Source organism: Paraburkholderia sp. Tr-20389 (assembly GCF_017104565.1).
GTDB lineage: Bacteria > Pseudomonadota > Gammaproteobacteria > Burkholderiales > Burkholderiaceae > Paraburkholderia.
On record NZ_JAAGPD010000006.1, the window covers coordinates 179,717 to 203,060 of the forward strand.

Genomic DNA, 23,344 nt, shown 5'->3' on the forward strand with positions numbered 1-23,344 from the left:
CATATAGGCGAACGCACGACTCGATGCTCGATGCTCGATACCGGATCGTCAATTCAGCTTGAAGCCCGTGTCTTCTTCCGTGAGCGCGTCGACTATTCGAAGCGGCTCAAAGAGCGCGTGGCAATCGAAAGCAAGAAGGGCTGTGAACAGTTCGCCGGGCCTGAAAATTTCGACTCAATAAAACGTCTTTATTCGTAAGGGTGAAGACGCACTGCATTCGAGCCGATTCTCGACGCACGGTTGCACGGAATCCCCGGTCTGTCATTCGGGTTGCCGGAGTCAACAGACGCTCTCGCAACACCGGCAGTACATCTCCTCTCGTCGGCATAGGAGGGAGCGAGCGATGAACGAAGACTTTCGCTGGGACAACCTGCTCGAGTACATCGAGGACGGCAAGGTCGTGCCGATAATTGGCCAGGAACTCGTGCAGGCGGAGTACCAGGGGCGCCTGGTCTCGCTGCAGGCGTTACTTGCCGAACGCCTCGCGGAACGTGAAAAGCTTTCTGTCGAATGGACCCGCCACTTCGAACTCAACGATGCCGTCGGCGCCTATCTCGAGCAGCCCTACATCAAACTCGCGGGTCTTTACGACCGCGTGTGCAGCCTGCTGAAAAGTCTATCGCCACCTTTTCCTGTGCCCCCCGCGTTGATCCAGCTAGCGCAGATACGGCCGCTCGAACTGTTCGTCAGTCTGACCTTCGACTCCCTGATGGCACGCGCGCTCGACCAGGTGCGCTTCAGCGGCCAGCCAGTGACCCGCGAAATCGAATTCTCGCTGAACCAGTCCACAGCGGCCCATAACGAAGCGCAACTGCCGCGCTCGAGTGCGGCGCCCGTGGTCTTCAACCTGTTCGGCCGCGCCGGAGGCAAATCCGATTTCGCGATTCACGACGAGGATCGGCTCGAATTCATCCACCGTCTGGTGAGTGGCGACGTACCGCCGCCCGAGTGGCTGCTGTCGGAGTTGCGCAATAGCCACCTTCTGCTGCTCGGGGCTCATTTCCCCGACTGGCTCGGACGCTTCATTCTGCGTGCGGCCACACGCGACCGTTTGCGCATCGCGCAGCGCGCGTACTTCACCGCGGGCGAGCTGACCACATCGGAAACGGCGCTTGCCGAGTTTCTGCGGCGTTTCGGGCGGGAAACGGAAATCAACCTTTATGTCGGAACCGCCGCAGAGTTCACCGCGGAACTGCATGAACGCTGGATGAAGCGCAATCCCGAGATGTCGCAGAGCCCGGTTGAGCAACCGGATGCGCAACCCGCACGCGGCAGCATATTCATCAGCTACGGGCGCGAGAACCTGAATGAAGTGGAACGGCTGCATGCAGCCATCACAGCGCTAGGCGGTGACGTGTGGTTCGACAAGGTCGAACTGGCGCCCGGTGATTATTGGGAGCGAAAGATCCTTCCACAAATTCAGCGCGACGTGAGGCTCTTCTTGCCGGTGATTTCGCAGCGCACTGCCAACCGGCTGCAAACCTCGGAAGGCTACGTCTTTCAGGAGTGGGGCGAGGCAATCAAACGAAAGAAGCGTATGCCGGCACGTAAATTCATCATGCCGGTCGTCATCGACCACGACTACACAGGCGACATGAGTCGCTACCAGTCGATCTTCGACACGTTTCCCGACATGCAGGAAGTACATGCAGGATATGCCCCGGGCGGCGAACCCGACGAAGAACTCAAGACATCGCTCGTCAACGAGATTCGCTCCATGCGGCGCGAGGACGCGCGATGAATACGCGCGACGGTCCGGTGTCGCCGCAACAGCTCGACCCGCAGAATCCGTGGCCGGGGCTTGCGTCTTACGACGAGTCGTCGTGGGAGTTCTTCAGCGGACGCAGCATGGAATCGGAGGAGCTTCTGCGCCGCATCCTCGACGAGCCGGTTACCGTGCTGTTCGGAAAATCCGGACTCGGCAAATCGTCGCTGCTCAAAGCGGGGGTTTTTCCCCGTTTGCGCGACAAGGGATATCTGCCGGTTCTGGTGCGGCTGCAGATCCGCCCCGGCGCGGGCGCGCTGATCGATCAACTGGCACTCGCGCTCTTCGAGACGCTGAGGACCTGGGGCGTCGATCACGCGCCGCCGCAACCCGGGCAGTCGCTGTGGGCTTACCTGCACACGCCGGGGCGCGAATTCTGGACGAAGCACAACCACATGACGCAGCCGGTGTTCGTGCTCGACCAGTTCGAGGAACTGTTTACGCTCGGTCGCGCCGTACTTGAAGAAGTCGCTGCGTTTCGGGAAGCGCTTGCGGACCTGGCCGAGAACCGCATCCCTGCTACGTTGATGCAGCGCGTGAAGGAAATCGACGAGGACGAAGAAGAGATCGACACGGAGGCGATGCCCTACAAGATCGTCCTTTCGTTGCGCGAAGACTTCCTCGCTGATCTCGAAGACTGGCGTCCGATCATGCCGTCGCTGCGTCACAACCGTATGCGCCTGCTGCCAATGGGCACGAAACAGGCGCTACAGGCCGTCTACAACACGCAGACCGCACATCTCGTCACCGAACCGCTCGCGCGGAAAATAGTCGATTTTCTATCGAGGGGCGCGGCACACGATGACCACGCCAGCATCGAAGCACGCGCGCTTCGTACGGTCGAACCGGCGTTGCTGAGTCTGTTTTGCCTCGGTGTCAACGAACATCGCAAGCAAGCCGGCGCACAGCAGATCACGTCGGAGATGTTCGAAGGCGAGAAAGACACCATCGTGATCGCGTTCTATCGACGGTGCCTGCAGGTGTTTCCCGATCGTGTTCGGCATTTTGTCGAAGACAAGCTCATCACCGAGCACGGCTACCGCAATAGCTACTCGACAGACGATGCTATCGCCAATGGCTATGTCACCGCGGAAGAACTGACCGCGCTGGTGGACGGCCGGTTGCTTCGCCTGGAGCAGCAACACGGGACGGACCGTGTCGAGCTGACCCACGACATCCTCACCAAGGCCGCGCTCGAGGAACGGGATCGCCGTCGTGTAGAGGAGCGCGTCGCCGCCGCGCAGTTGCAGCGTCGAAAGATGTTGAAGGGTGTCGGTGCGAGCGTGCTGGTGGCTTTGTTGTTCTTTGGCTTGGGAGTCTACGGATTACACTCGAGGGATGAAGCGCTCGACGCAAAGAACACTGCCGTGCTCGCGAGAGAAGCGGCGCTCAACGCGAAGAACACCGCAGAACGCGCGCAAAAAAACGCGCAAGAAAACTTCATGGCCGCGAGCCACGCGAAAGCTGATGCAGAGAAGAAAAGCCGTGAACTCGCGGAAAACCGCGACCAGCTGCAGGAAAAAATCAAACGGCTCGACACGACCAGACAGCAGCTCCAGATCAAAGCAAACGAGGCACGCAAGCAGACGAGCCTGGCAGAAGCCGCACGTACCCTTGCTCAGTCGAAAGAGAGCGCGGCGCTCGCCAAAGCCACCCGGAATAGCAACCCTGAACTGGCCGTTCAGCACGCACTGCAAGGATTATCGTACGCGGACACATCGGAGGCACGTTCCGCGTTGCTATCCGCTGCGCGGTACACGTGGCCATTGGCCAGGCTCGATGCCCAGCAGGTGGGTGGGAGGCCGAGCTTCGTCACGCTCGACCCGCGTGGCGAACTCCTCGCCGTACTCGTGGAAAATTCGGCCTTTACCGTGTGGGACGTCAGCGGACCAGCTCCGAAAAAGCTCTGGTCGTCCGGGCCGACCATCGACGACGCGATGTTCGTTGCCTTCAGCCCTGAACCGGCCATGCTGGCAGTATCGCGCCCGCATTCGGTGGACTTGTTCGACGCGCACACGGGCCAACTGAAACAGTCGCTGCCGCAATCAGGCCTGGATGACGTGCAACTCGCGTTTAGCGCGGACGGCAAGTGGCTTGCGTCGATCCAGAGCAACCACGAGGTCACCATATGGAACGTCCGCGACCCGAACGTGGCGCCCACAACGACTGATGTGCATGCAGGCAAGCTGGTCGGGATTGCCGTTCTTCACGACGGCAAGACGATTATCGGGGTTGGCGAGGACTCGTCCCTGTTCGCCACGCGAATCGAACGGATGCCGGACGGAACATGGTCGAAGACCAACATCGATTTCGACATCTGCAAAGGTCTGCAATCGGTATCGATCAGCCCGGCAATCACGTCCGCAACCATGAGAGCAAAGGTCTGTTTGTACGAGGTTGGAAACGATCAGGTCCACCAGACGCCCAGCGAAGACCGCGTGATCTTCGATGTTTTCTGGAGCATGAGAGGCGGTGCATTCGCGGAGTACGTGGATAGCGGGGATATCGTTGTTGGAGCAGGCGATCCGCAACGTCATCGCCTTGAGAATCGCGTCAGGGGTGCCAGCGCGCGCCGCGCGGATGGCGACGTAGCGGCAATCTCGGTGAGCGACGACGCTTCCCGCGTCGCATTCATCGATTCGTCCGGTGCTGTGCGCATCTACTCCCTCGCACGAAACAAGCCGCTGCTTTCGACGTTCGATCAACCCTCGACCGTCGACGTCTCGCCCGATGGCCGATGGATCGCCGCTGCGCGTGCGGCCTCATCAACCACGGCGGTCCAAACGGATGCCGTCATCGATGTGATCCCGTTACCCGCAGCGGACGGCTCACCGGCAAAGGCGCGTCAGATCCCATTGCCCGTGCTGCCGCGCGCGCTCTATGCCGTGCGTGACGGGATCGTTGCCACCGTCAGCGAGGGCAACCGCCCCCGTATATACGTGTTCGATCCCGTTACCGGCGAGAACCGCGTTTCGCCGTTTGTGGGCAATGCCATCGTCCTCGGAAAAGAAGGCGAACTTCTGTTGCAGATTCGGCCTGACGAACCCATCGAAGTGATTCGTTTGCGTGACGGCGCAACCGTAACGCCCAAAGACGAGCGAGACAGTAGCCGTCGATCCACGGTCGTAACGTCGCCCTCGCGCACCGCGCTAGCCTTCGTGCGGCAGCCCGCGACGCCTGCGGACCGTACCGTGGCAACCGTCTATGCGGTGCGTGGCGAACAGTTGGTGCAATTGGGACCGATCAGGGATCTGCCCGCCCGCGCTGCCGTGACCATCGCCGACGACGGCCGGCTCGCTACCGACCCTGCGCCTGCTGACCAGCTCCGCCCTGTCGTGTGCTCCGTCACGAATGATACGGCGACGAATGTCAGGCAATTGCAGATCGCGCGCCGCGAGGGGATGAACCATGTCACGAGCAGCAGTCCACTCGGACAATTCACGCTCAGGATTCCAATCCGCACGGACAACAATGACAAGGCGGAAATAGACGTCGTGCGACGCGCGACCAGCGCGAAAATTGCGACTCTGAAAGATACGGAGAAGTGGTGTTTCAGCGCCGACGATCGGTGGCTGGCTGTGTGGAGTCCGACGGACATCCGTGTGCTCGATTTGACGTCGGGTGACGCCGCGTTCACGCTTCGATTTTCCGATTTCGAAGGCGTGGAGGGGGTCGCGTTCAAGGCACACAATACGATTATGGAAGTCGCGCTGCACAACGGCACTATGCTGGTTCCAATAGACCGCGGCTTGACGGAGCGCTTTGCACGCTCGTTGAGCACATACAAGTCATCCCCGGAAGAACCGTGCCCTCGTAATCCCAGCGGTGCGCAATGTCGACTGCAGATCGCGGAATCACGGGCGCCTGCCACCGCGCAGCGGGCTCTACCCGGTCACGGTACGCGGGTGTCTCGCGATGCCCCCGAATAGGCAGCTCCGTCGTGTGCCCGCAGCGCACTGCATGCGACAGCGAACCCATGGCCTGGTGTCAGGCATGCTTTTACTTCTGATGTTAGCGAGGCAGCTATCATGGATCTAAGCCCACATTTCACGTTGGAAGAGTTTGTGGCGAGTCAGACCGCGTCGCGCGAAAACATCTCAAACGTTCCGGGTCCCGACATCATCGTCAATCTCAAGGCGACTGCACAGGTACTGGAAAATGTGCGCGCGCTGCTCGGAAAGCCGGTTATCGTTTCGTCAGCCTATCGTTCACCCGAGTTGAACAAGGCCGTTAAAGGCGCCACTGACAGCGCGCACATCTACGGCCTCGCAGTGGATTTCATCTCACCGCAATACGGCACCCCACTCGATATTTGCCGGTTCATCCAGACATCCACGCTCGTGTTCGATCAACTGATCTTCGAACATACCTGGGTTCATCTCGGCTTACCGAAGACGGGCGCACCCAGTCGCCGGCAACTGCTGACGGCACATTTCGGCGGTGGGCCTACGACATATACGACCGGGTTCGCGTAGCCCGCACCGGCGATGCGTAGTTTGAACCGATGCCTGCGACTCGTTACTCGACGTCCGGTTTGCGAAACGGCAGCACTTTCGCGGGCGGTCGCTTCCAACGCGAAAAGTGATTCGCAAGGTATCCCTTCACGCTTTGCGAAACGAGTTCCTGTGCGCCGGCGCGAAGCGTCTCGGCAACCTGTTCAACGGACTCGGCGCCCAGCACGATGAAGGTGACCGCCACTTCGCTCCACGCGAAGACGATCGCGTGTGGCGCGCCGGTCTGGTGCTTCTCGTAGAGTGCCATCAGCGGTTCGCCAATCTCGCTCGTGTATTCCAGACCACGCAGCTTGCGGATATCGCGAATATCTCCAGCTTGCCAGTCCATCTCCGATGGCTGGCGCGCATCGCTGTTCTCGTCGGCCGCGGCGTCCCCACGGTTTGGCCGCCTGTAGTGGCGACCGATCAGCAGGCGGTATCCACTAGCCAGATGCTGAACCTGGGCGAGCGCCTCGTCGATCTCCATGCCGGACTCCCGTCTGCAAGCGGAATTCAAATAGTTGACGCCTTTTCCAGGTTGGGTGAGGGCCTCGCTCTGCCTGACGTCTGCGTTGCCTCATACTGCCAGGAAGAATCCAGCCTGCACCCGCTTTGAGCGCACCGCAAAAAGAACGCCTCGTTGGCTGTGACCGGCGCCAACGAGGCAGAACTGCACGGGCCGAGGAGATGGTGAGTTCCCGCGCAGAGTGCTTGCGCACACAGCAACCGTGACTTCACACAGATACGTCCCGGAAGTTCAATCAGGACCGGCGCGAAAGCATGCACAGGGCCTGGAAGGTTCGATGCTGTTCGTCATAGCCCTGCAGCGTGCCTTTGTTCCAGGTGATGCGGTTGTTCCGCCTTTCGGCCAGTTCCTTAGCCTCCTTCTTCGTCGGAATCCAGAAGACGCTACTTCTGACCCCTGGCATCTGCCAGATCCGCCCATCGTTCGCCAGCTGCGTCAGCACCGGATTGAGTGCCTGCACAGACTGACCGAGCTTGTCAGCGATCTCCTGCGTGCTGTACCGGATGCCTTGCGTCATGACGGCCAGCACGTCACGTGAATTGACGCGTCTTCTTGTGTGTTCACCGGCCACGACGTCGATCTCTTCACCACTGGAATGGTCTCCGCGCGCAACCGCAAATGCGTCGCTGTCGGTGGCTGTTGCGTTTGACTGCCTACGCTTTGATGTGGACATCTAACCCTCGACTAAGTACCAGTACGTTATGCTGCGAATGTATAACGAATCGCATCTGAAAACGTGAGTCAACAACTTGATTTTGATAACGAAGTAGTCATCGATAAACGCGCAACATTAAGGTATCTTTTTCCGAATCAAATACAGGAATCGGTAACTGTATTGATAGACGAGAGATGTTGGGTTTGCAAGGGTGGCGCATGCGCGTCGCTCTTCGATGACCGCAATCGACCTCTCGATGTTCGCACGTCGCACGGCTACGGACATCGATGGTCTTCGTCGACCCCACCACGCAATGTGCCACTGGCGTGAGAAAGGCAAGCTTCGATCAGGGCTCTGATATCGAGAACCACAAGTCGAACTTGTCGAACATGCCTAACATCTCGCGGAATCGGGTCCGGTCACCATCGAATTGCACCTTGTCGCTGCTGGACAGATCGGCAAGCTTCATTTTCCCCATGGCCACATCATTCAACGTCGTCCGGTCAAACGTGATGTTGGCGTCGGGGTGTTCAATGAGCTGATTCTTCGTGTAATTCATGACGCCATTGCGCACGGTAAGCCCGTAGCGTTCGTTCACGTCCGGAAGGATCAGATTGAAAGCGTAGTTCTTGTCGGCTGCTTTTGGACCATTCAGATGGATAGCAAGAAAGTCGAGGAACATCTCTGTCGTCATCGATCGAATAATGTCCGGTGCCGCGGTGTTGGTCGCCGACAGTCGCTTGACACCACCTCGCAGCTCTTGCGCGCCGCTGAGATACACGTTGCGCACCGGGCCCGACTCGGACTGATAGCCCAACTGTTCAAGAGCGTCGGCCTCGAGCAGCCGGGCAGCACGGTTGCCGGGATCCGCGAAGACCAGCTTGTTCGTGATCGACGCCACCCACCGGTAATCACCTTTCGCGTACGCCTCGCGTGCGTTCGACATGATCTTCTCAGGTCCGACAAGCGCTACGAACCTCTTCGCGTCATCGACGGGCGGCAGTGGGTCGAGGTTGGCGGGATTGGCATCCCACCACCCCAGATAGAGTTGATACGTCGCGCGCACGTCGTGCTTTAGATTCCCATAGTAGCCGCGGCTGTAAAACTCTTTGGCGAGGGAATCGGGAAGCACAAACTGCTCGGCGATCTCGTGCATCGTCAGGCCTTCGTTCGCCATGCGCAGCGTCTGATCGTTGATGTACTTGTAAAGGTCTCGCTGCTTGGTGAGATGTTCGACAACACGCTCGTTCCCCCACTGCGGCCATTGGTGACTTCCGAACGAAACGACGGCTTCCTTGCCGAACATACTGATGGTTTGATCAAGTGCCTGCGCCCACTTCTGCGCACTTCTCACTTTTGCGCCGCGCAAGGTCAGAATGTTGTGCAGCGTATGATTCGCGTCCTCGGCCACGTCGAGCGCCTTGAACTGGGGGAAGTAAAAGAGCATCTCGGCCGGCGCCTCGGTGCCCGGCGCCATCTGGAAGACGACCTCGATACCATCGATGGTGATCTTCTCTCCCGTGTCCTTGATCAGTTTGTTCGGCTGAAGCAGAGTCAATGTACCGTGGACGTTCGGAAGACCAAGACCACTCCCTACCGATCCACGCGCATCGTCCGGCAGAAGGCCGCCGTACATATAGGTCGCTCGCCGGCTCATCGCGTTTCCAGCAAAGATATTCTCGCTGACGGCTTCTTCCATGAAGCCCTCAGGCGCAACCAGCGGCACCTTGCCGGACGCGACATCGTGTGCGTCGACGACCCCTCTCAGGCCGCTGAAATGATCGACATGGCTATGTGTGATGATCACGCCCGTGACGGGACGACGTTCCACCTTCTCGTTGATCAGATCGAGCGCGGCCTTCGCTGTTTCAGCAGAACTTCCGGTGTCGACAACGATCCATCCGGTTGCCCCGCGAATGAACGTCACGTTCGCCAGATCGATGTTTCGAACCTGATAGATGCCATCGACGACCTTGAAAAGGCCGCTGATCGAAAGAATCTGCTCCTGCCGCCACAGGCTTGGATTGACAGTCGGCGGTGCCGCGTCACCCTTGCGCAAGAAGTCATAACGCCTCAAATCGACGACCGGCTGGCCAGACGGACCTTCGATAACCGGTTGCGGCAACTCAGCCATGAAGCCGCGCCGCGCGTCATCGAAGTCGCGCGTGTCCGCAAAGTTGAGGTAGCTCCTTAGCCGTTCGTTGAGTTGCCTTGTCTGAGGCGTTGCGTCATTGGGACCGACGGCGCTGATGGGATCGCGAGGCGCCTGGGCAAAGGCCAGCGCCGAGATGCAAGACAGCAGAATCGACATGCATAGTTTCATCCTTCCTCCGTCAGAACGAGAGCCGAACTTCTTCTGATGCCATTGCCGATGTAGGGGCCAGTTAAAATATCACTCCGGGCCGGAGGCCTGTATCTGGATTGCAGCCGAAAAGATGATCCGTGCGTTGGGGATCGTTTATTTGAGGCGACCGACCTCAATACAACGCTTTTAGTTGGTGATCGCCCCACCCCTTCGCCTGGATAGCCCTTTCCATTCTTCTGGAAAGCTGTCCGGTCGTATAACGAAGGGCCTGACGCGGACGCGTGGTCAAAGAATTTCTGCGGCCAATCGAGGGGCGTATGTTTGCGTCGCAAGCCGCTCGTGGTGAAACATCGCGGGAAACCGCAACTGAAGAACGCGCAGGTTTGCTTGCGACGCACTGATGAGCGCTTCGAACCACGGCGCCAGGTTGACAAGCCCTGACTGTTCGATGGTGGTAGCGACGAGCGAACAGAAAGTCCGCCTCAACGATTGACCCGCAAAAGATGCCAGCGCGTTTAACGCCGACGATTTTCGGCAGCCGTGGTCAGTCACTAGAAGCCGGTGCGCGACGCATAGGGAGGCACGCGCTCATTCGCGTAGTGGCGTCGTCCGGCGGCGCATTGAACATCCGGCGCCACGAGGGTCACCGGCTCTGCGTCCCTTGCTGTTCCGCCTTTACCGCCGAATCATCCGATACCGGCTTGCCACACTGGTTGCAGAATGGGAAGAACGCAAAGTTACGGCCGCCGCAACCGCAAACCTTGAACAGGTTCAGCCCGCAGTGGATGCAGTACGAGACCTGATCGCCGCCGAGATGCCACGGTTTATCGCACGAAGGGCACAGCTTCTTTTGATAGGCGCTGAGCGCCTTCTCGTAATCGACGCTACGGGCACGATCGGTCTGACTCTGTTCGAGCTCGGCGCGCTTGCGCTCAACGTACTTCTGGAAAGCACGGAGCATGTAAATTCCCGCGAACGCGGTGAGTGCAATACCCACTATCACTCGTACATAGCCCCCAAAATTGGGGAGGTACGGCACGAGTTCGACAAAGAACGCCGTGAGCGCGAAGAGGCCAAACCCGTAGACGAACGGCCAGTATCGATTTCTGCGGAAGCGGATGAACAGCCATACTGCAACGACGAGAAGTGGGAGCGTCAAGGCGAGGCGCCACCCGAACACAACGAGTTCATAACGGCGGCTCGCCGCCTGGTAACGTTCATCGGCCGCCTGCCTTGCGGTCGCGATCTGGACTCGCAACTGGTTCATCCGGGCGTCAATCGGGCGAGCGTCATCGAGAAGCGCATTCTGTTGCTTTTGCCAGCCGGCGACGCTAGCCTGGAGCGCGTCGAGTTGACGTGTTCGCGCAAGCAACTCCGGATCATTGCGGCCATCCCCGGTGGCCTGCCTGGTCGCGATCCAGTTCCGGAAACTCTCGCGTGCTTCCGTGTAGAGCTTGACTGCCCGTTCCTGAGCGATGCGTGTGTTTTCGATCTTGTCGTTCAACGCATCCCGCTGAAGCTGCAGATCATGCATCTGGACGTCCAGCGGTGAAGTCACAGCATCGCTGAATTGCTCGGCATTCGGCGGTCCGCCATGCGGCGCATACATAAGATCGCGGATCACGAGTGCGCCGAGCATGTTTAAAAAGATCGCGAAAGCGATCGCGATAACCCAGGAAGCAACCTTCAGAAGACGTGCTGGTCGCGAATAGGCCTGACTGATCTTCATGGCAACCTCTTTTTCATCGTCATTTTGTGGAGCGGATGAGTTGCCCCGCTGGCGCGATCATAACCGCAGCGGCTCCAGCTTCGCCCGCCCCCGGCAAAAGCGCGACGTCGGTGGCCGCTTTCAGCGTGGTTCCAGCCAGCCCCCCATCAAGAGCATGGGTCTTCTGACAGCCTCCATCGACAATCGATTCACCTGGTCGAGTCCCGTCCGATCTCCGCATCGAACAAAAAAAATCCCGCGGCAACGCGTCATTGCCGCGGGAGAACCTTGGTAGACCAAAGAAGGTCGTGATGTCACATGGAACAAGCCATCACGAGCCGGAGTTTTGCATTACACCGGCGAATCGAATATCTGGGCGACTCTCGGGACGCATATCAGACAACTCCGAAACTCAAACATCCGCTCCAAATCGCAACACCGCGGATGAACTGCCCTCCTGCTTTTGATATGTTGCGTCCTGACTGGTTTTTCAGTCTCGCGAAAAAGACACCGTTTATTGTTTTGGAGACCAAATAAATGTCCATGAAGAAGTCGTTGCTTACAATTGCCGCACTGGGGGCCTTTGCCGGCGCAGCCCACGCACAGAGTACGGTTACGCTGTACGGACTTATTGATGAAGGCCTGAGCTATACGAATAACGTCAGGACGGGGTTCGATGCAAAGGGCAACCCGACGCACGGCAGCCTGTGGGCTATCCAGAGTGGCGTTCTCCAAGGTAGCCGCTGGGGCATGAAAGGCACAGAAGATCTGGGCGGCGGTCTTAAGACCATCTTCCAGATCGAGGGCGGCTTCAACGCCAGTAATGGTGCGCTCGGTCAAGGTGGCCTTCTGTTCGGTCGACAGGCATACGTCGGCCTGGCGTCAGCGAATGCGGGTACGGTCACACTGGGTCGCCAGTATGATTCCGTCGTCGACTATCTCGGTCCGCTAACGGCCAATGGCAGCTGGGGCGGCACGTTCTTCGCGCATCCGTTCGACAACGACAACACCAACAACTCCTTCCGCGTCAACAATGCGGTCAAGTACACGAGCGCGAACTACTCGGGCTTCCAGTTCGGGGGGCTTTACGGTTTCAGCAACTCCCCGCAGTTTGCGCAAAATCGCGCATGGAGTCTCGGGGCCCGTTACTCCAATGGCCCCCTTACAGTTGCAGCTGCTTACCTTGACCTGAAGAACCCCGGCTCGACCTGCGGCGGCGCGTTGCCGGGCACGCTACTGAACAGTGCGGGCGTGAACGCCTGCACCGGATCGGACACAACGTTTGCAGCTTCCAAGCAGCGCACGGGCGGTATGGGCGCAAACTACGCCTTCGGTCCCGCGACGGTGGGCGTCATGGCAAGCGAGACGCTGCTGAACAGTTGGGCGGGAACGATGCATACAACCCGGTTCCTCAACGTCGAAGCGAACGCGCAGTATTTTGCGTCGTCGGCCCTTTCGCTGGGCGCGATGTACGACTACACACGCGTCAACGGCGGTTTCACTGGATCGGGACTCGATGGCAATACCGGTTACCACTTCAACATGATCGGCCTGATGTCCGACTATTTCCTGTCGAAGCGTACCGACGTCTACGCGCAGGCAGTCTATAACATTGGCTCGGAAAGCGCGCGCGGCGGTGTGGCTATCGTGGGCGCGGGCGGTGCATCGACATCGACCTCCCAGGTCGTCGCGCGTGTGGGCATCCGTCATAAGTTCTGAACGAGCCTGGCCGGACGCAGCTAGCGCTGCTTGAGCGCCGTGAATCCGGTGCCGATTCTTCGATGCCTCGTCTGATTTTTTTAGGCGGGCGTCGAAGAATGCTCTCTCTACCAGGTCCGTCGACGGCCCATTGGCAACATCCCTGAGCATGTTTGCTTCTGGCGGGACTATTGATTGCCCTCTGTATCCGGCCTGCGGCTGGCAAGGTCGCGCCCGACAACCGCCTGAGCAGTGATAGCACACTGCTCGCTCGTATGGTAAGTGATCCGCCTATGCGTCAGTCCATCTTTGTTATTCGTCTCATCGCAGCCTCGATGATTTGCCTGCTTGGCGCGTGTGTGTCCTCAACGCCTGAAACGTCGACCACCGTTACGGGATCCGATCGTGATTCACATGGCTGTACCAGTTCTGCCGGCTATTCGTGGTGTGAATACACGCAGCGTTGCGAACGCCCCTGGGAACTCGCGAAACTGAAAGGCTTTGCACTTTCCGAAGAACATCTCGCGCACTACTGTTCAACGGGGACAGCCGAATAGTACGGCCTGGTCACATCACGTCACGAAATAACCAACTCAGGCGGCTGCGCTGATCGTATATCGCCTGATCTCGCATCTCATACTGCACGAGTGGTTTGTCATGCGTGACCGCTCCGCTCCCCGCCTGCTCCGTCGTCAAGCAACTGTTCGGAGCGCCGAACAGACATTCAGGATTGTGGCCAGCGACGCGATCCATCACGCGGCCAGCGCATTGCTTGCCACCCGGCTCGGGCACTACGCCCCTCGATGCCGGATCGCACTGCTACCGTATGACAGCGTGCGAACTCAGGAGCAGATGGCCACCGGAGAAATCGACCTCTGGCTCGGCGCCCGGTCGTCCATGCCACCCAACCTGCGCGCGAGGACACTTTATGAGGAACACTTCCTGTGCGTCATGCGGCGCGAGCATCCGCTTGCAGCCCGGCCCCTCGATCTCGATCGCTTCTGCGCACTTGAGCATGTGCTCGTCTCGCCCAGCGGCGGCGGGTTCCACGGAATAGTCGACGAAAGCCTGGCCGCGCTGAACCGCAACCGGCGCGTGACGGTATCCCTCAACAGCTTCCTGCTGGTGCCTGCCGTCATTGCCGGGAGCGATCTCGTTGCCACCGTGCCCGCCCGTCTCGCCCGCGCCTGGACACAGCAGCTCAATGTGCTTGCGCCGCCGTGCGAAATCGCCAGCTTTACTGTCATGATGGGCTGGCACGCCCGCGCACATGCGGATCCGGCCCAGATATGGCTGCGACAGCGGTTGGCAGACTTGCTGATCTGATCGCCGCGGCTGGCTCGATTACCAACTCACACGCGAGCGCTCCCATCGCTGGCAATCTCGCGCAGACACAAAGCGTGCCCCCCGGAACCGAAGTTCGCCAGGGGCAACAGATCACACGGGTTTCAGGAGGAAGGGCGCATCGCTTCGATGACGCCTTGCGCCAGGCCGTCATGCGAGTTGACCACGGCGAAGTCCTTCGCAAAGCCGGTGTTCAACGGGATCTCGCGGGTCATCGCAACCCCAGGGACATCGCTTTCCACGAACACGGTGGCCACATCGATCCCGGTCTCTCTCGCGCAGCGGAAGGCCGATTCCGTCACGCCGCAATCGTCTGCGGAGCCGCCGGTAGCGAGCTGACGCGAATCGGATTTGTCCTATGCCAGCGACAGAACATGCCGCCTACACTGGTTCTTATCTTGAAATTCAACTCACCGGAGAACTGCCATGAGCCCGCTTTCGTCGCTGATCGATCATTCGCAACTGCTCAACAGCGTACAGACGCTGTACTCGTTCGCACCCACCGAAGAGACTTTCGCCGCAGACGAGCGCGTCGCAGCAGCAAAAGCCATCGCGCGCGATGATGAGCGCACGGCACAGATCAAGAGTCTCGTCAGCGGCACGCTGCTTTTCCTGCCGCTCCTCGGCGTGTATTTCGCGCTGTGTGCCACCCGCTAATGCGCGAAGTGCAGGCCGCGTAGACGAAAAATCGCCCCAGGAACCGAAGTTAGCCGGGGCAAGCGCTCACGCGCGATTCAGAAGGAAGCGCGCATCGCGCCGATAACGTCACGCGCCAGGCCCTGAGGCGAGTTGACCAGGACGAAGTCCTTCGCAAAGCCGGTCTTCGACAGGATCGCGCGGGTCATCGCAACCCTGTCGCCCACACACGCCGTGGTCACGTCGATCCCGAACTCGCTGGCAAGCCGATAGGCTGATTCTGCTACGCCACGATCGGCCGCGGCACCGTCGGTGATGGCAACCAGTACCGCCCGGTTCTTATATTGCAGTTTTCGGCAATGGTGTCGCTATAACCATAGGGCTCGTCTGCCCGTCACAGAACGCTCACCATCCAGCAGTGATGGCGCTGCCAGAGGCCGGCACGGATGCCCGTCCATCCATGCGAGTCGCGGCCTTTTCCTTAGATAAAGTTCTCGGGGAGATGGAGCGAACTCGCTCGTTTACACCTCCCTCCCGTCTGCACATTGCGATCGCGTGCATCAAGTCTCAGTAACAGAGCGCTTTCTATTGAGCGACAAGCGCGATGCGTCGGATCTGCCTGGTAAGCCTGGTGCGTATCTCCAAATTGGATACGAATCACTTCAATCGCTTACTGCACTTGACTTCGCACGACCCGAACTTCCGTGTCGTCATCTCATAATTTCGGAGTCGTCTTAGGGATTCTTACCCGAGATATTTTTAAGATTCTTTACATGCTGATCGTCAGCGCGGCCACACGAAGAGTGGGATTGGGCAACAGCGAGTCGGCGTAAGCGGTGCGACGCATCCATGAGAGCACCGCCGGGTTTCGAAACAGGCTTCATTCGTTCAATCTCTTAGGAGCATTCAAAATGCAAGAACGTATCATCCCCGCCGTCATCATCGTTGCAATGGGCATCGTCGGTCTTCAGTCGATGCAGGCGCATGCCGCCGACGGCACGATCACGATCAACGGCGCAGTCTCGGATACGACCTGCTCGATCAACGGCGTGGCAGCCGGTTCGCCCGCCAACGTGACGACGACGCTGCCCACGGTTCCGGCCGGATCGCTGGCGTCGGCCGGCGCGGTTGCCGGCACGTCGAACCTCGGCAATATCCAGCTGGCGCTGAGCGGCTGCTCGGGCACGGCAACGAAGGCCGTCGCACGCTTCGAAAACGGTCCTACCGTCGACCAGAGCAGCGGCTATCTCGTCAACCAGTCCGTCGCATCGCCTGCTCAGAACGTCGAAGTCCGCCTGCTGAACGCACAGATGCAGCCGGTCAGCATCCTGACCAACGCGAACAACGACGTCGTCAACAACGGCGCGACGATCTCGGGCGGCGCAGCGACATTGAACTACTTCGCGCAGTACTACGCGACGGGCAAGGCGCAGCCGGGCAGTGTCACAACGTCGGTGCAGTACACGATGCAGTACCAGTAAGTGGCATCCGACGGCGCTTGTATCGGCAAGCGCCTTCATGATCGGGTTTGGCGTCGGAAAATGCGTGACTAAAAGTGAAGCGGGTGAAGCGATGAAAGCGATGAGTCGAGTGCTGGCGGGTCTGGGTCTGGCGTGTGCGCTGTTTGCCGGCGCGGCGCAGGCGAGTGTGACGATTGGCGGCACGCGGGTCGTGTACCCGCTGGATCAGCGCGAGGTGACCGTCAAGCTGAATAACGACAGCCGTACGCCGTCGCTGGTCCAGGTCTGGATGGACGACGGCAACGCCGATGCGAAGCCGGGCGACAGCAAAGCACCTTTCGTCATCACGCCGCCGATTTTCCGCATGGACGCGAGCAAGTCGCAGACGCTGCGCGTCATGTACACGGGCGAGGCACTGCCGCAGGATCGCGAGGCGGTCTACTGGCTCAACGTGCTGGACGTGCCGCCCAAAGCCGATGCGAAGGCCGACACCAACACGCTGCAGTTCGCCTATCGGACGCGCATCAAGGTGTTCGTGCGCCCGCCGAAGCTGCCCGGCACGCCGGACGAGGCGCCCCGCCTGCTCGACTGGAAGGTCGTGCCGGCGCCGCAGGGCAAAGGGCAGGCGCTCGCCGTGTCGAACCCGACGGCGTATCACGTGTCGTTCAGCGAGATTACGGTGACGTCCAACAGTGCGACGTACAAGAACGACAAGGGCGGCATGGTTGCGCCGCGCGGCCAGGAAATCATCGCAGTGCCGCAGATGAACGGTGTGCATGCCGGCAAAGTGCACTACGTCGCGATCAACGACTACGGCGGCGCAATCGAAGGCGATGCGACAATCGCGCAGTAACCTCACACTTCTTCACACGGCCGGACATTCCGGCCGTCCGTTTTCCTCTTCCAATCAATCTCGAAAAGGCCGGCGTGTGCCACTCCAGGCGCGCGCTGAGCCTTTGCACGTAAGGCTCTGGCGTCTCATCCAGCTGCTGGAGCGGTTGCCGCACGAACACCGTTTGCTCTGGGCTTGACCTGCCAGACAGGTGTCGGTGTGTCTGTGACGTTCAGTTCGACCTCGGGTGCATCCGGTGTCCCCTCGGTGCTCGCGAACGTCGGTACCGCGCAAGGCATCCGCGTGCAATTGCTCGATTCGACACAATCGCCGCTCGTGCTCGACTCTCCTCTGCTTCTTACGGCAAGCACGACGGGCAACATGTCGTTTCCCTTTTATGTCCAGTATTACCGCGTGGGTGCACCGGCTGTAGTTGCGGGTACTGTCCGCGCGACGGCGGTGTTTACGATGAGCTATCAGTGACCGAGCGAATGAACACGCAGCGCTGTCGTGTTCGCATGCTGCGGACGATTGGTGAGGTGCTGCCGTTCGGCCCGGAAGTCGCGGAGGGGGATGGACACAACGTTGGTGAGCCGGCCCCGCAGTCCGGACACCGCTGCGTTGGCATAGAGTACCCGTCATCGCTCCTCGACGGGTACGACGCCGCGCTGCTTGAACACTTCGTCACACACGACGATCTCGACGCTCGTCGCGTCGTACATGGAGTACCGACGATCCGAGGATTCCGTGCTCAAGTCCGAGCCAACCAGGACACGTGGGTTTTCTCGTTCTGCCCGTCTGCCGGCCGGCACGGGCAAGCGCCATGCATTTCACAACGCGTCCGATTTGAAGATGTCGAGGATCTGCCGCTTCTCCGATGGAGTGACATCCGGCGTTCCCGGGTTATCCGGTTCCGCATCATCCGACGACGCCTCTTTATGATGCACACGACGCGACGCTGACACGTCGATACTCGCAACGAAACCGTGACCGGGCAGATAGTCCGAATAGAACAGCTCACCTCGCGCCTTCGCTGCTCCATTCGGCAGCGCCGGTTCGGCTTGCGGCACGTTACGCAGCGCACGCTGCATATACTCGACCCAGATCGGCAGCGCAAGCTGCGCGCCGAACTCGCGGCTACCAAGTGATTTCGGCTGGTCGTAGCCCATCCACGCGACGGCTACGAGCGACTGCTGATAGCCCGCGAACCAGCCGTCCTTGGCGTCATTGGTCGTCCCCGTCTTGCCTTGCAGATCGTCACGATGCAGTACGTTCGTGCCCGCGCCCGTGCCCGCCGTGGCGACGGAGTGCAGCAGGCTGTTCATGATGTACGCGTTTTGCGGGGAGATCGTCTGCGGGGCTCCCTTGCCCGCCGACAGCGGCTGCACGTGAGAAAGCTTCTGGCCGCGTGAATCGGTTACTTCGGCGACGAGATATGGACTGATCCGGTAGCCGCCGTTGGCGAACACCGAGTACGCCCCGGCGAGTTGCAGCGGCGTCGCCTGTCCCGCGCCTAGCGCCATCGGCAGGTAAGGCGGCGTTCTGTTCACGTCAAAGCCGAAGCGCTGTGTGACGAAGTCCTGTGCGTACTGGGTGCCGATATACGACAGAATGCGGATCGACACGAGGTTTTTCGACTTCTGAAGCGCGACTCGCATCGGCATCGGACCATCTGGCTGGTCATCGTCCTTCGGGTCCCACGCTTGCCCGTGCGACGCACCCGCCGCGAAATGCAGCGGCGCGTCGTTGATGATCGTCGCCGGTCCGAGTCCCTTGTCGAGCGCCGCCGAATAGATGAATGGTTTGAAAGTCGATCCCGGCTGACGCCACGCCTGCGTGATGTGGTTGAAGTTGTTCTTGTTGAAGTCGAAGCCGCCGACGAGCGCGCGAATCGCGCCATCCTGTGGCGTCATCGATACGAGCGCGCTTTCCACCTGCGGCAGTTGCGTGATCTCCCAGTTGCCATTCGCATCGGCGATCAGCCGTATGATCGAACCCGCACGGATGCGCTGCGCCTTCGCCGCGCGCGGCGATATCGAAACCGACGCGAAGCCCAGGCTGTCGCCCGACATGCTCACCTGCGTGCCATCGAGCAACTGCGCCTTCACTTCCTTCGACGTTGCCGACGTCACGACGGCCGCCACGATTTCCCCGTTGTCAGGATGATCGTTCAACGCGTCGTCAATCGCGTCATCGCGCTCATCGCCGGCCGGCGGCAACTGCATAAAACCTTCCGGCCCACGATAGCCGTGACGGTGCTCATAATCCATCACACCTTTGCGCACCGCGTGATACGCAGCGTCCTGATCGGCAGATCTGATCGTCGTGACAACGTTCAGGCCACGCGTATAAGTCTCGTCCTTGTACTGCGCGTACATCATCTGACGCACCATCTCCGCAGCGTATTCGGCGTGGACGCTGTATTCGTTACCCGCCGTCCTGGTATGAATTTCCTGCCTGATGGCTTCGTTGTACTGGGTCTGCGTGATGTAGTTCAGATCGAGCATCCGTTTCAGGATGTATTCCTGACGGATCTTCGCGCGCTTTGGATTGACGACGGGATTGTACGCAGAGGGCGCTTTTGGCAGACCCGCGAGCATCGCTGCTTCTGCCAGGGTAATGTTCTTCAGATCCTTGCCGAAGTACACGCGCGCAGCCGCCGCGAAACCATACGCGCGCTCGCCCAGAAAGATCTGGTTCATGTACAGCTCGAGAATCTGGTCTTTCGTGAGGGTGTGCTCGATCCTGTACGCGAGCTGCATTTCCCTGAGTTTGCGGGACAAGGTTCTTTCGTTCGACAGGAACAGGTTGCGCGCCAACTGCATCGTCAGTGTGCTTGCGCCCTGAGGCGACCCCTTGTGCGCCAGATCGGCAATGCCCGCCCGCAGTATGCCCACAAAGTCGATACCACCATGCTCGTAAAATCGCGCGTCCTCGATGGCGAGCACGGCCTTCTTCTGTATGTCAGGAATGTCCTTAAGCTGAACCAGCTCGCGCCGTTCCGCGCCGAACTCACCAATCAGAACGTGATCGGCGGTGTACACGCGTAGCGGCACCTTGGGACGATAGTCAGTAAGCGCGTCGATCGACGGTGTCGGCGCTGACGTCTCAACGGCAGCCCAGGCCGCGGCCTGCATACCGGCAAGCGCCGATAATGCGCCAACGCCCGCGAGCCAGCGTACAACCTTGCTAACGTGGCGTTGATCGACGGGCGAGCAGATCGCACTGCTGCACAACCGGCGATCAGGCGAATCTTCGCCGTCCCTTCGGAAAGAGCCTGGCGGTAGTGGTCGCCGGTTGATGTGATGCTCGTTGTAGTCGCGCTTTTTCATGTCCTACCTGTTCGCGGTGGCCGCACCTGATAGCCCGGACGGCAACCCCTCGTAAACCCATTCGATCAGCGCGTCGTGCGCCGCCTGTGCCGCGGATGCGCGAACATCGTTGATCACGCTGACCACCACATAATTTGAGCCATCTGCGGCAGTGACGTAGCCGGCAATCGCTCGAACGTCGCGCAACGTTCCCGTCTTCATATGCGCATGTCCACGCGCAGTCATACCGACCAGGCGGCGGCGCATCGTACCGTCGACGCCCGCGACTGGCAGCGAGTCAATAAAAATCTGCGCGACCGGGCTCGACCATGCCGCCTGCAGCAGAGTCGAAAGCGACATCGCGCTGATGCGTTCGTTGCGTGATCGTCCCGAACCGTTTTCCAGCACGAGTTCCGGAAAGGCCAAGCCCTTTTTTCGCAGGAATCCAACAATGGTTCGCGTCGATTTCTGCGCTGTCGCGGGAGGCCGGCCCGACACTGCGCCGATCGTCAAAAACAGGTTGCGCGCCATCACGTTGTTGCTCAGCTTGTTGATGTCGCGAACGATATCTCGCAGCGGCGGACTGTCATGCGTTGCCACGAGACGTGCCCCCGCCGGCACCGTGCCTTCACGGATGTAACTGGCATCCGGGCTATCCGTAAACGTGCCGCCCGTCTGTTGCCAGAGCGCAAGGAATCCCTCGCCAAAGAACGTCGTGTGATCGAGGACTGCTTCATTGACGACCTGTTCGCCACAGCGTCGCGAATAAGCACCACGGAATATCGCGTGAACGATCCCGGCATCGCCGCGCTCGACGGTCGGCCCATAGCCTTGCGAGGGTGTGCGACACGGCCCTGTCGTCATGCGCAGCTCGTTATCGATCAGCAGATGCGCGAGCGGTGGACTCACTTCAACCTTGACGGCGCCGTCAGTCGACGGTGTCAATCTGAACGACAGCGACTTGAATGAATAGAGCAGCGGATCGGGACCTACCGCATAGAGTGATCCGGCGTCGCCATCAAGGAGCGGCAGCTCGCGTGTAGTCGGAGCGAAATAGTGTTTATCGAGTACCAGTGCACCGTCGACGCCGGTGATGCCTGCGCGGTGAATCTTCCGTACCAGATCGAGCAGTTCCTCCGGAACCAGCTTCGGGTCACCTCTACCCTGGATATACAGATTTCCGTGAAGCACGCCGCTTGCATCGACATTGCCCTCGGCCCAGGCGCTGGTTCGCCAGCGATAGTCGCGGCCCAGTATCGACAGACCGGCCCACGTCGTCACGAGCTTCATTGTGGACGCGGGCATCATCGGACGGTCGGCGTTGAGCGCGATGAGTGGCGTGCTACTGCCTGCTTTCGCGATCACCACGCTCATTGCCGAAAGTGGTACACGTGCCTGCGCGAGTCCGGACGTCACCGGCTGCGGCAGCGTGATCGGGGCTGAATCGACCGCCTTGCCGGCGTCGACGGGGATTTCGACGGCCATCGCCCCAAATGACATGGCACACGCTAGCAGAATGGCAACTGGCTTGCCGGGCAACCCGGGAGAGAAGTGACGGACTGGATTCCTCACGCGTTAGCGATGCCAGTGATGGCCGCCCCACAGATCGAATCCGATGGAGACCGATTGCACCCAGACAGGCCAAACGGGTGCAACGTAGACGGGAGCCGGCTGGACCGCCGACACAACAACAGGCTGCGACTGCACAGGCACGTCACCTTCCGCATGTGCCGTCGGTGCCAGCGGCACCGCTGCGGGCGAATATGCGTACGGACCTGGGTAGTAGCAGCCACCAAGCGGCACCCCGCCGGCGACGGCCAGCGGCAGCATCAATACCTTGAGGTTCATGCGTCGTTCTCGTATAGCGAATTCTGACGGTACGACTGACGGCTCACTCTCAATCCCGCATCCATACTGAACACCTTGCGATGGAAATCACCGCGCCAGTCATGCAGTGCGAACATATCGACCGCTTCACGAGAGAAAGCCGTCATTCGTTACTTGCCGGATTACGGTTTGGCCGCTGACGCCGCGCTAGCGCTCGCTGCCTTCGGCGTACCGGCCGTTGCCGCACGTTCTGCTTTGTGAGCGGCGCTGGCGTGCGAAGCGTGCTTCACCCCGTGCGTGTGATGCCTGGTGTGCTTGCCATGCTTTTTGTGCTTGCCATGCTTTATGTGCTTGTGGCTGTGACGCTTGCCGTGCTTGTGATGTTTGCCATGCTTGTGATGCTTCTTGTTCTTGTGGTCGCGAGCCGGCGCGACGACGGTGTCATCCGCCGAACCCGTCGTGACGCCCTCGTCACGCGCGTTATGCACAACCTGGTCCTTCACTTCCTGCGTGACCTGGGCAACAGCCGCTTGCGCCACCTGCTGCTTGACTGCCTGTGCAACCTGAATCGCGGCGGCTTGCGCCACCTGGTCCTTCACTGCCTGCACAACCTGCGCCGTAGCCGCCTGCGCGACCTGATCCTTCACAGCGTTGGTCACCTGAACAGCCTGATCGACCTGTGCGTAAGCACCAATCGAGAACAGCGCTGCAATCGCAGCGAGGATGAGTTTCTTCTTCATTACACGATCTCTTGAACTAAACAGATTCGCCGCCTCAATCGTCG

General features: G+C 59.9%; 20 protein-coding genes. 10 read left to right on the forward strand and 10 right to left on the reverse strand.

All coding sequences use genetic code 11. The annotated features are described in order from the left end of the window. Positions 1–30: 30 nt before the first annotated feature. The 4 genes from G3N95_RS09780 to G3N95_RS09795 all read left to right on the forward strand — a co-directional run bounded on the left by G3N95_RS09780 (position 31) and on the right by G3N95_RS09795 (position 6,240). A complete protein-coding gene (locus G3N95_RS09780) occupies positions 31–198 on the forward strand; it encodes a hypothetical protein (RefSeq protein WP_205969789.1) in 168 nt (55 codons plus the stop codon). A 145-nt stretch (positions 199–343) separates the two neighbouring features. Continuing rightward, entirely contained in the window at positions 344–1,741 is a 1,398-nt protein-coding gene (locus tag G3N95_RS09785; protein ID WP_205969790.1) for a toll/interleukin-1 receptor domain-containing protein, read from the forward strand. After that, positions 1,738–5,694 carry a hypothetical protein gene (locus G3N95_RS09790; protein WP_205969791.1) on the forward strand — a complete coding sequence of 1,319 codons (3,957 nt, stop codon included), beginning with the start codon at positions 1,738–1,740 and terminating at the stop codon, positions 5,692–5,694. The genes G3N95_RS09785 and G3N95_RS09790 overlap by 4 nt, the downstream gene beginning before the upstream one ends. 99 nt (positions 5,695–5,793) lie before the next feature. Next, on the forward strand, positions 5,794–6,240 hold the full coding sequence (locus G3N95_RS09795) for a D-Ala-D-Ala carboxypeptidase family metallohydrolase (protein ID WP_205969792.1): 447 nt from the start codon (positions 5,794–5,796) through the stop codon (positions 6,238–6,240). 43 nt (positions 6,241–6,283) lie between these two features. Here G3N95_RS09795 and G3N95_RS09800 read toward each other — a convergent pair whose 3' ends face one another. The 4 genes from G3N95_RS09800 to G3N95_RS09815 all read right to left on the reverse strand — a co-directional run bounded on the left by G3N95_RS09800 (position 6,284) and on the right by G3N95_RS09815 (position 11,473). After that, positions 6,284–6,745: a hypothetical protein gene (locus G3N95_RS09800; protein ID WP_205969793.1), complete on the reverse strand. Its 462-nt coding sequence runs from the start codon at positions 6,743–6,745 to the stop codon at positions 6,284–6,286. Between the two features lie 274 nt (positions 6,746–7,019). Then, the gene (locus G3N95_RS09805) at positions 7,020–7,457 is read right to left on the reverse strand and encodes a hypothetical protein (protein WP_205969794.1); all 438 of its coding nucleotides are present in this window, start codon (positions 7,455–7,457) and stop codon (positions 7,020–7,022) included. A 328-nt stretch (positions 7,458–7,785) separates the two neighbouring features. Continuing rightward, on the reverse strand, positions 7,786–9,750 hold the full coding sequence (locus tag G3N95_RS09810) for an alkyl sulfatase dimerization domain-containing protein (RefSeq protein ID WP_241018341.1): 1,965 nt from the start codon (positions 9,748–9,750) through the stop codon (positions 7,786–7,788). Positions 9,751–10,387: 637 nt separating this feature from the next. Next, entirely contained in the window at positions 10,388–11,473 is a 1,086-nt protein-coding gene (locus G3N95_RS09815) for a zinc ribbon domain-containing protein (RefSeq protein WP_205969796.1), read from the reverse strand. A gap of 516 nt (positions 11,474–11,989) precedes the next feature. Here G3N95_RS09815 and G3N95_RS09820 point away from each other — a divergent pair. Both G3N95_RS09820 and G3N95_RS09825 read left to right on the forward strand, forming a co-directional pair. Further along, a complete protein-coding gene (locus G3N95_RS09820) occupies positions 11,990–13,171 on the forward strand; it encodes a porin (RefSeq protein ID WP_346778368.1) in 1,182 nt (393 codons plus the stop codon). A gap of 636 nt (positions 13,172–13,807) precedes the next feature. After that, positions 13,808–14,476, forward strand: a complete 669-nt coding sequence (locus G3N95_RS09825) for a LysR substrate-binding domain-containing protein (protein WP_205969797.1) — start codon at positions 13,808–13,810, stop codon at positions 14,474–14,476. 122 nt (positions 14,477–14,598) lie between these two features. Here G3N95_RS09825 and G3N95_RS09830 read toward each other — a convergent pair whose 3' ends face one another. Beyond that, entirely contained in the window at positions 14,599–14,796 is a 198-nt protein-coding gene (locus G3N95_RS09830) for a hypothetical protein (RefSeq protein WP_205969798.1), read from the reverse strand. Positions 14,797–14,920: 124 nt separating this feature from the next. Here G3N95_RS09830 and G3N95_RS09835 point away from each other — a divergent pair, with 124 nt between their 5' ends. The 4 genes from G3N95_RS09835 (at position 14,921) to G3N95_RS09850 (ending at position 17,905) form a co-directional block, all read left to right on the forward strand. Beyond that, positions 14,921–15,151, forward strand: a complete 231-nt coding sequence (locus tag G3N95_RS09835) for a hypothetical protein (RefSeq protein WP_205969799.1) — start codon at positions 14,921–14,923, stop codon at positions 15,149–15,151. Positions 15,152–16,041: 890 nt separating this feature from the next. Then, a complete protein-coding gene (locus tag G3N95_RS09840; protein WP_205969800.1) occupies positions 16,042–16,611 on the forward strand; it encodes a fimbrial protein in 570 nt (189 codons plus the stop codon). A gap of 91 nt (positions 16,612–16,702) precedes the next feature. After that, positions 16,703–17,443: a fimbria/pilus periplasmic chaperone gene (locus tag G3N95_RS09845; protein ID WP_205969881.1), complete on the forward strand. Its 741-nt coding sequence runs from the start codon at positions 16,703–16,705 to the stop codon at positions 17,441–17,443. Positions 17,444–17,560: 117 nt separating this feature from the next. Then, on the forward strand, positions 17,561–17,905 hold the full coding sequence (locus G3N95_RS09850) for a fimbrial protein (protein ID WP_277398003.1): 345 nt from the start codon (positions 17,561–17,563) through the stop codon (positions 17,903–17,905). A 347-nt stretch (positions 17,906–18,252) separates the two neighbouring features. On the opposite strand, the gene G3N95_RS09855 is transcribed toward G3N95_RS09850, so the two are convergent. The 5 genes from G3N95_RS09855 to G3N95_RS09875 form a co-directional block, all read right to left on the reverse strand. Beyond that, a complete protein-coding gene (locus G3N95_RS09855) occupies positions 18,253–20,754 on the reverse strand; it encodes a PBP1A family penicillin-binding protein (RefSeq protein WP_205969802.1) in 2,502 nt (833 codons plus the stop codon). Between the two features lie 3 nt (positions 20,755–20,757). Beyond that, on the reverse strand, positions 20,758–22,218 hold the full coding sequence (gene dacB / locus G3N95_RS09860; protein WP_241018363.1) for a D-alanyl-D-alanine carboxypeptidase/D-alanyl-D-alanine-endopeptidase: 1,461 nt from the start codon (positions 22,216–22,218) through the stop codon (positions 20,758–20,760). A 90-nt stretch (positions 22,219–22,308) separates the two neighbouring features. Continuing rightward, on the reverse strand, positions 22,309–22,581 hold the full coding sequence (locus G3N95_RS09865) for a hypothetical protein (RefSeq protein WP_205969803.1): 273 nt from the start codon (positions 22,579–22,581) through the stop codon (positions 22,309–22,311). Next, positions 22,578–22,727, reverse strand: coding sequence for a hypothetical protein (locus G3N95_RS09870; RefSeq protein WP_205969804.1), 150 nt, complete (start codon positions 22,725–22,727; stop codon positions 22,578–22,580). Before G3N95_RS09870 ends, G3N95_RS09865 begins: the two co-directional genes overlap by 4 nt. Before the next feature lie 15 nt (positions 22,728–22,742). Next, positions 22,743–23,300 (reverse strand): hypothetical protein, encoded by a 558-nt coding sequence (locus G3N95_RS09875; RefSeq protein WP_205969805.1) that lies wholly within the window; start codon positions 23,298–23,300, stop codon positions 22,743–22,745. Between the last annotated feature and the right edge of the window lie 44 nt (positions 23,301–23,344).

Coding starts and splice junctions, on each gene's coding strand:
- G3N95_RS09875 (WP_205969805.1), bottom strand. CDS start 23,300: ATGAAGAAGAAACTCATCCTCGCTGCGATTGCAGCGCTGTTCTCGATT.
- G3N95_RS09790 (WP_205969791.1), top strand. CDS start 1,738: ATGAATACGCGCGACGGTCCGGTGTCGCCGCAACAGCTCGACCCGCAG.
- G3N95_RS09815 (WP_205969796.1), bottom strand. CDS start 11,473: ATGAAGATCAGTCAGGCCTATTCGCGACCAGCACGTCTTCTGAAGGTT.
- G3N95_RS09845 (WP_205969881.1), top strand. CDS start 16,703: ATGAAAGCGATGAGTCGAGTGCTGGCGGGTCTGGGTCTGGCGTGTGCG.
- G3N95_RS09800 (WP_205969793.1), bottom strand. CDS start 6,745: ATGGAGATCGACGAGGCGCTCGCCCAGGTTCAGCATCTGGCTAGTGGA.
- G3N95_RS09855 (WP_205969802.1), bottom strand. CDS start 20,754: ATGAAAAAGCGCGACTACAACGAGCATCACATCAACCGGCGACCACTA.
- G3N95_RS09840 (WP_205969800.1), top strand. CDS start 16,042: ATGCAAGAACGTATCATCCCCGCCGTCATCATCGTTGCAATGGGCATC.
- G3N95_RS09870 (WP_205969804.1), bottom strand. CDS start 22,727: ATGACGGCTTTCTCTCGTGAAGCGGTCGATATGTTCGCACTGCATGAC.
- G3N95_RS09820 (WP_346778368.1), top strand. CDS start 11,990: ATGTCCATGAAGAAGTCGTTGCTTACAATTGCCGCACTGGGGGCCTTT.
- G3N95_RS09780 (WP_205969789.1), top strand. CDS start 31: ATGCTCGATACCGGATCGTCAATTCAGCTTGAAGCCCGTGTCTTCTTC.
- G3N95_RS09835 (WP_205969799.1), top strand. CDS start 14,921: ATGAGCCCGCTTTCGTCGCTGATCGATCATTCGCAACTGCTCAACAGC.
- G3N95_RS09785 (WP_205969790.1), top strand. CDS start 344: ATGAACGAAGACTTTCGCTGGGACAACCTGCTCGAGTACATCGAGGAC.
- G3N95_RS09825 (WP_205969797.1), top strand. CDS start 13,808: ATGCGTGACCGCTCCGCTCCCCGCCTGCTCCGTCGTCAAGCAACTGTT.
- dacB (WP_241018363.1), bottom strand. CDS start 22,218: ATGGCCGTCGAAATCCCCGTCGACGCCGGCAAGGCGGTCGATTCAGCC.
- G3N95_RS09795 (WP_205969792.1), top strand. CDS start 5,794: ATGGATCTAAGCCCACATTTCACGTTGGAAGAGTTTGTGGCGAGTCAG.
- G3N95_RS09810 (WP_241018341.1), bottom strand. CDS start 9,750: ATGTCGATTCTGCTGTCTTGCATCTCGGCGCTGGCCTTTGCCCAGGCG.
- G3N95_RS09805 (WP_205969794.1), bottom strand. CDS start 7,457: ATGTCCACATCAAAGCGTAGGCAGTCAAACGCAACAGCCACCGACAGC.
- G3N95_RS09865 (WP_205969803.1), bottom strand. CDS start 22,581: ATGAACCTCAAGGTATTGATGCTGCCGCTGGCCGTCGCCGGCGGGGTG.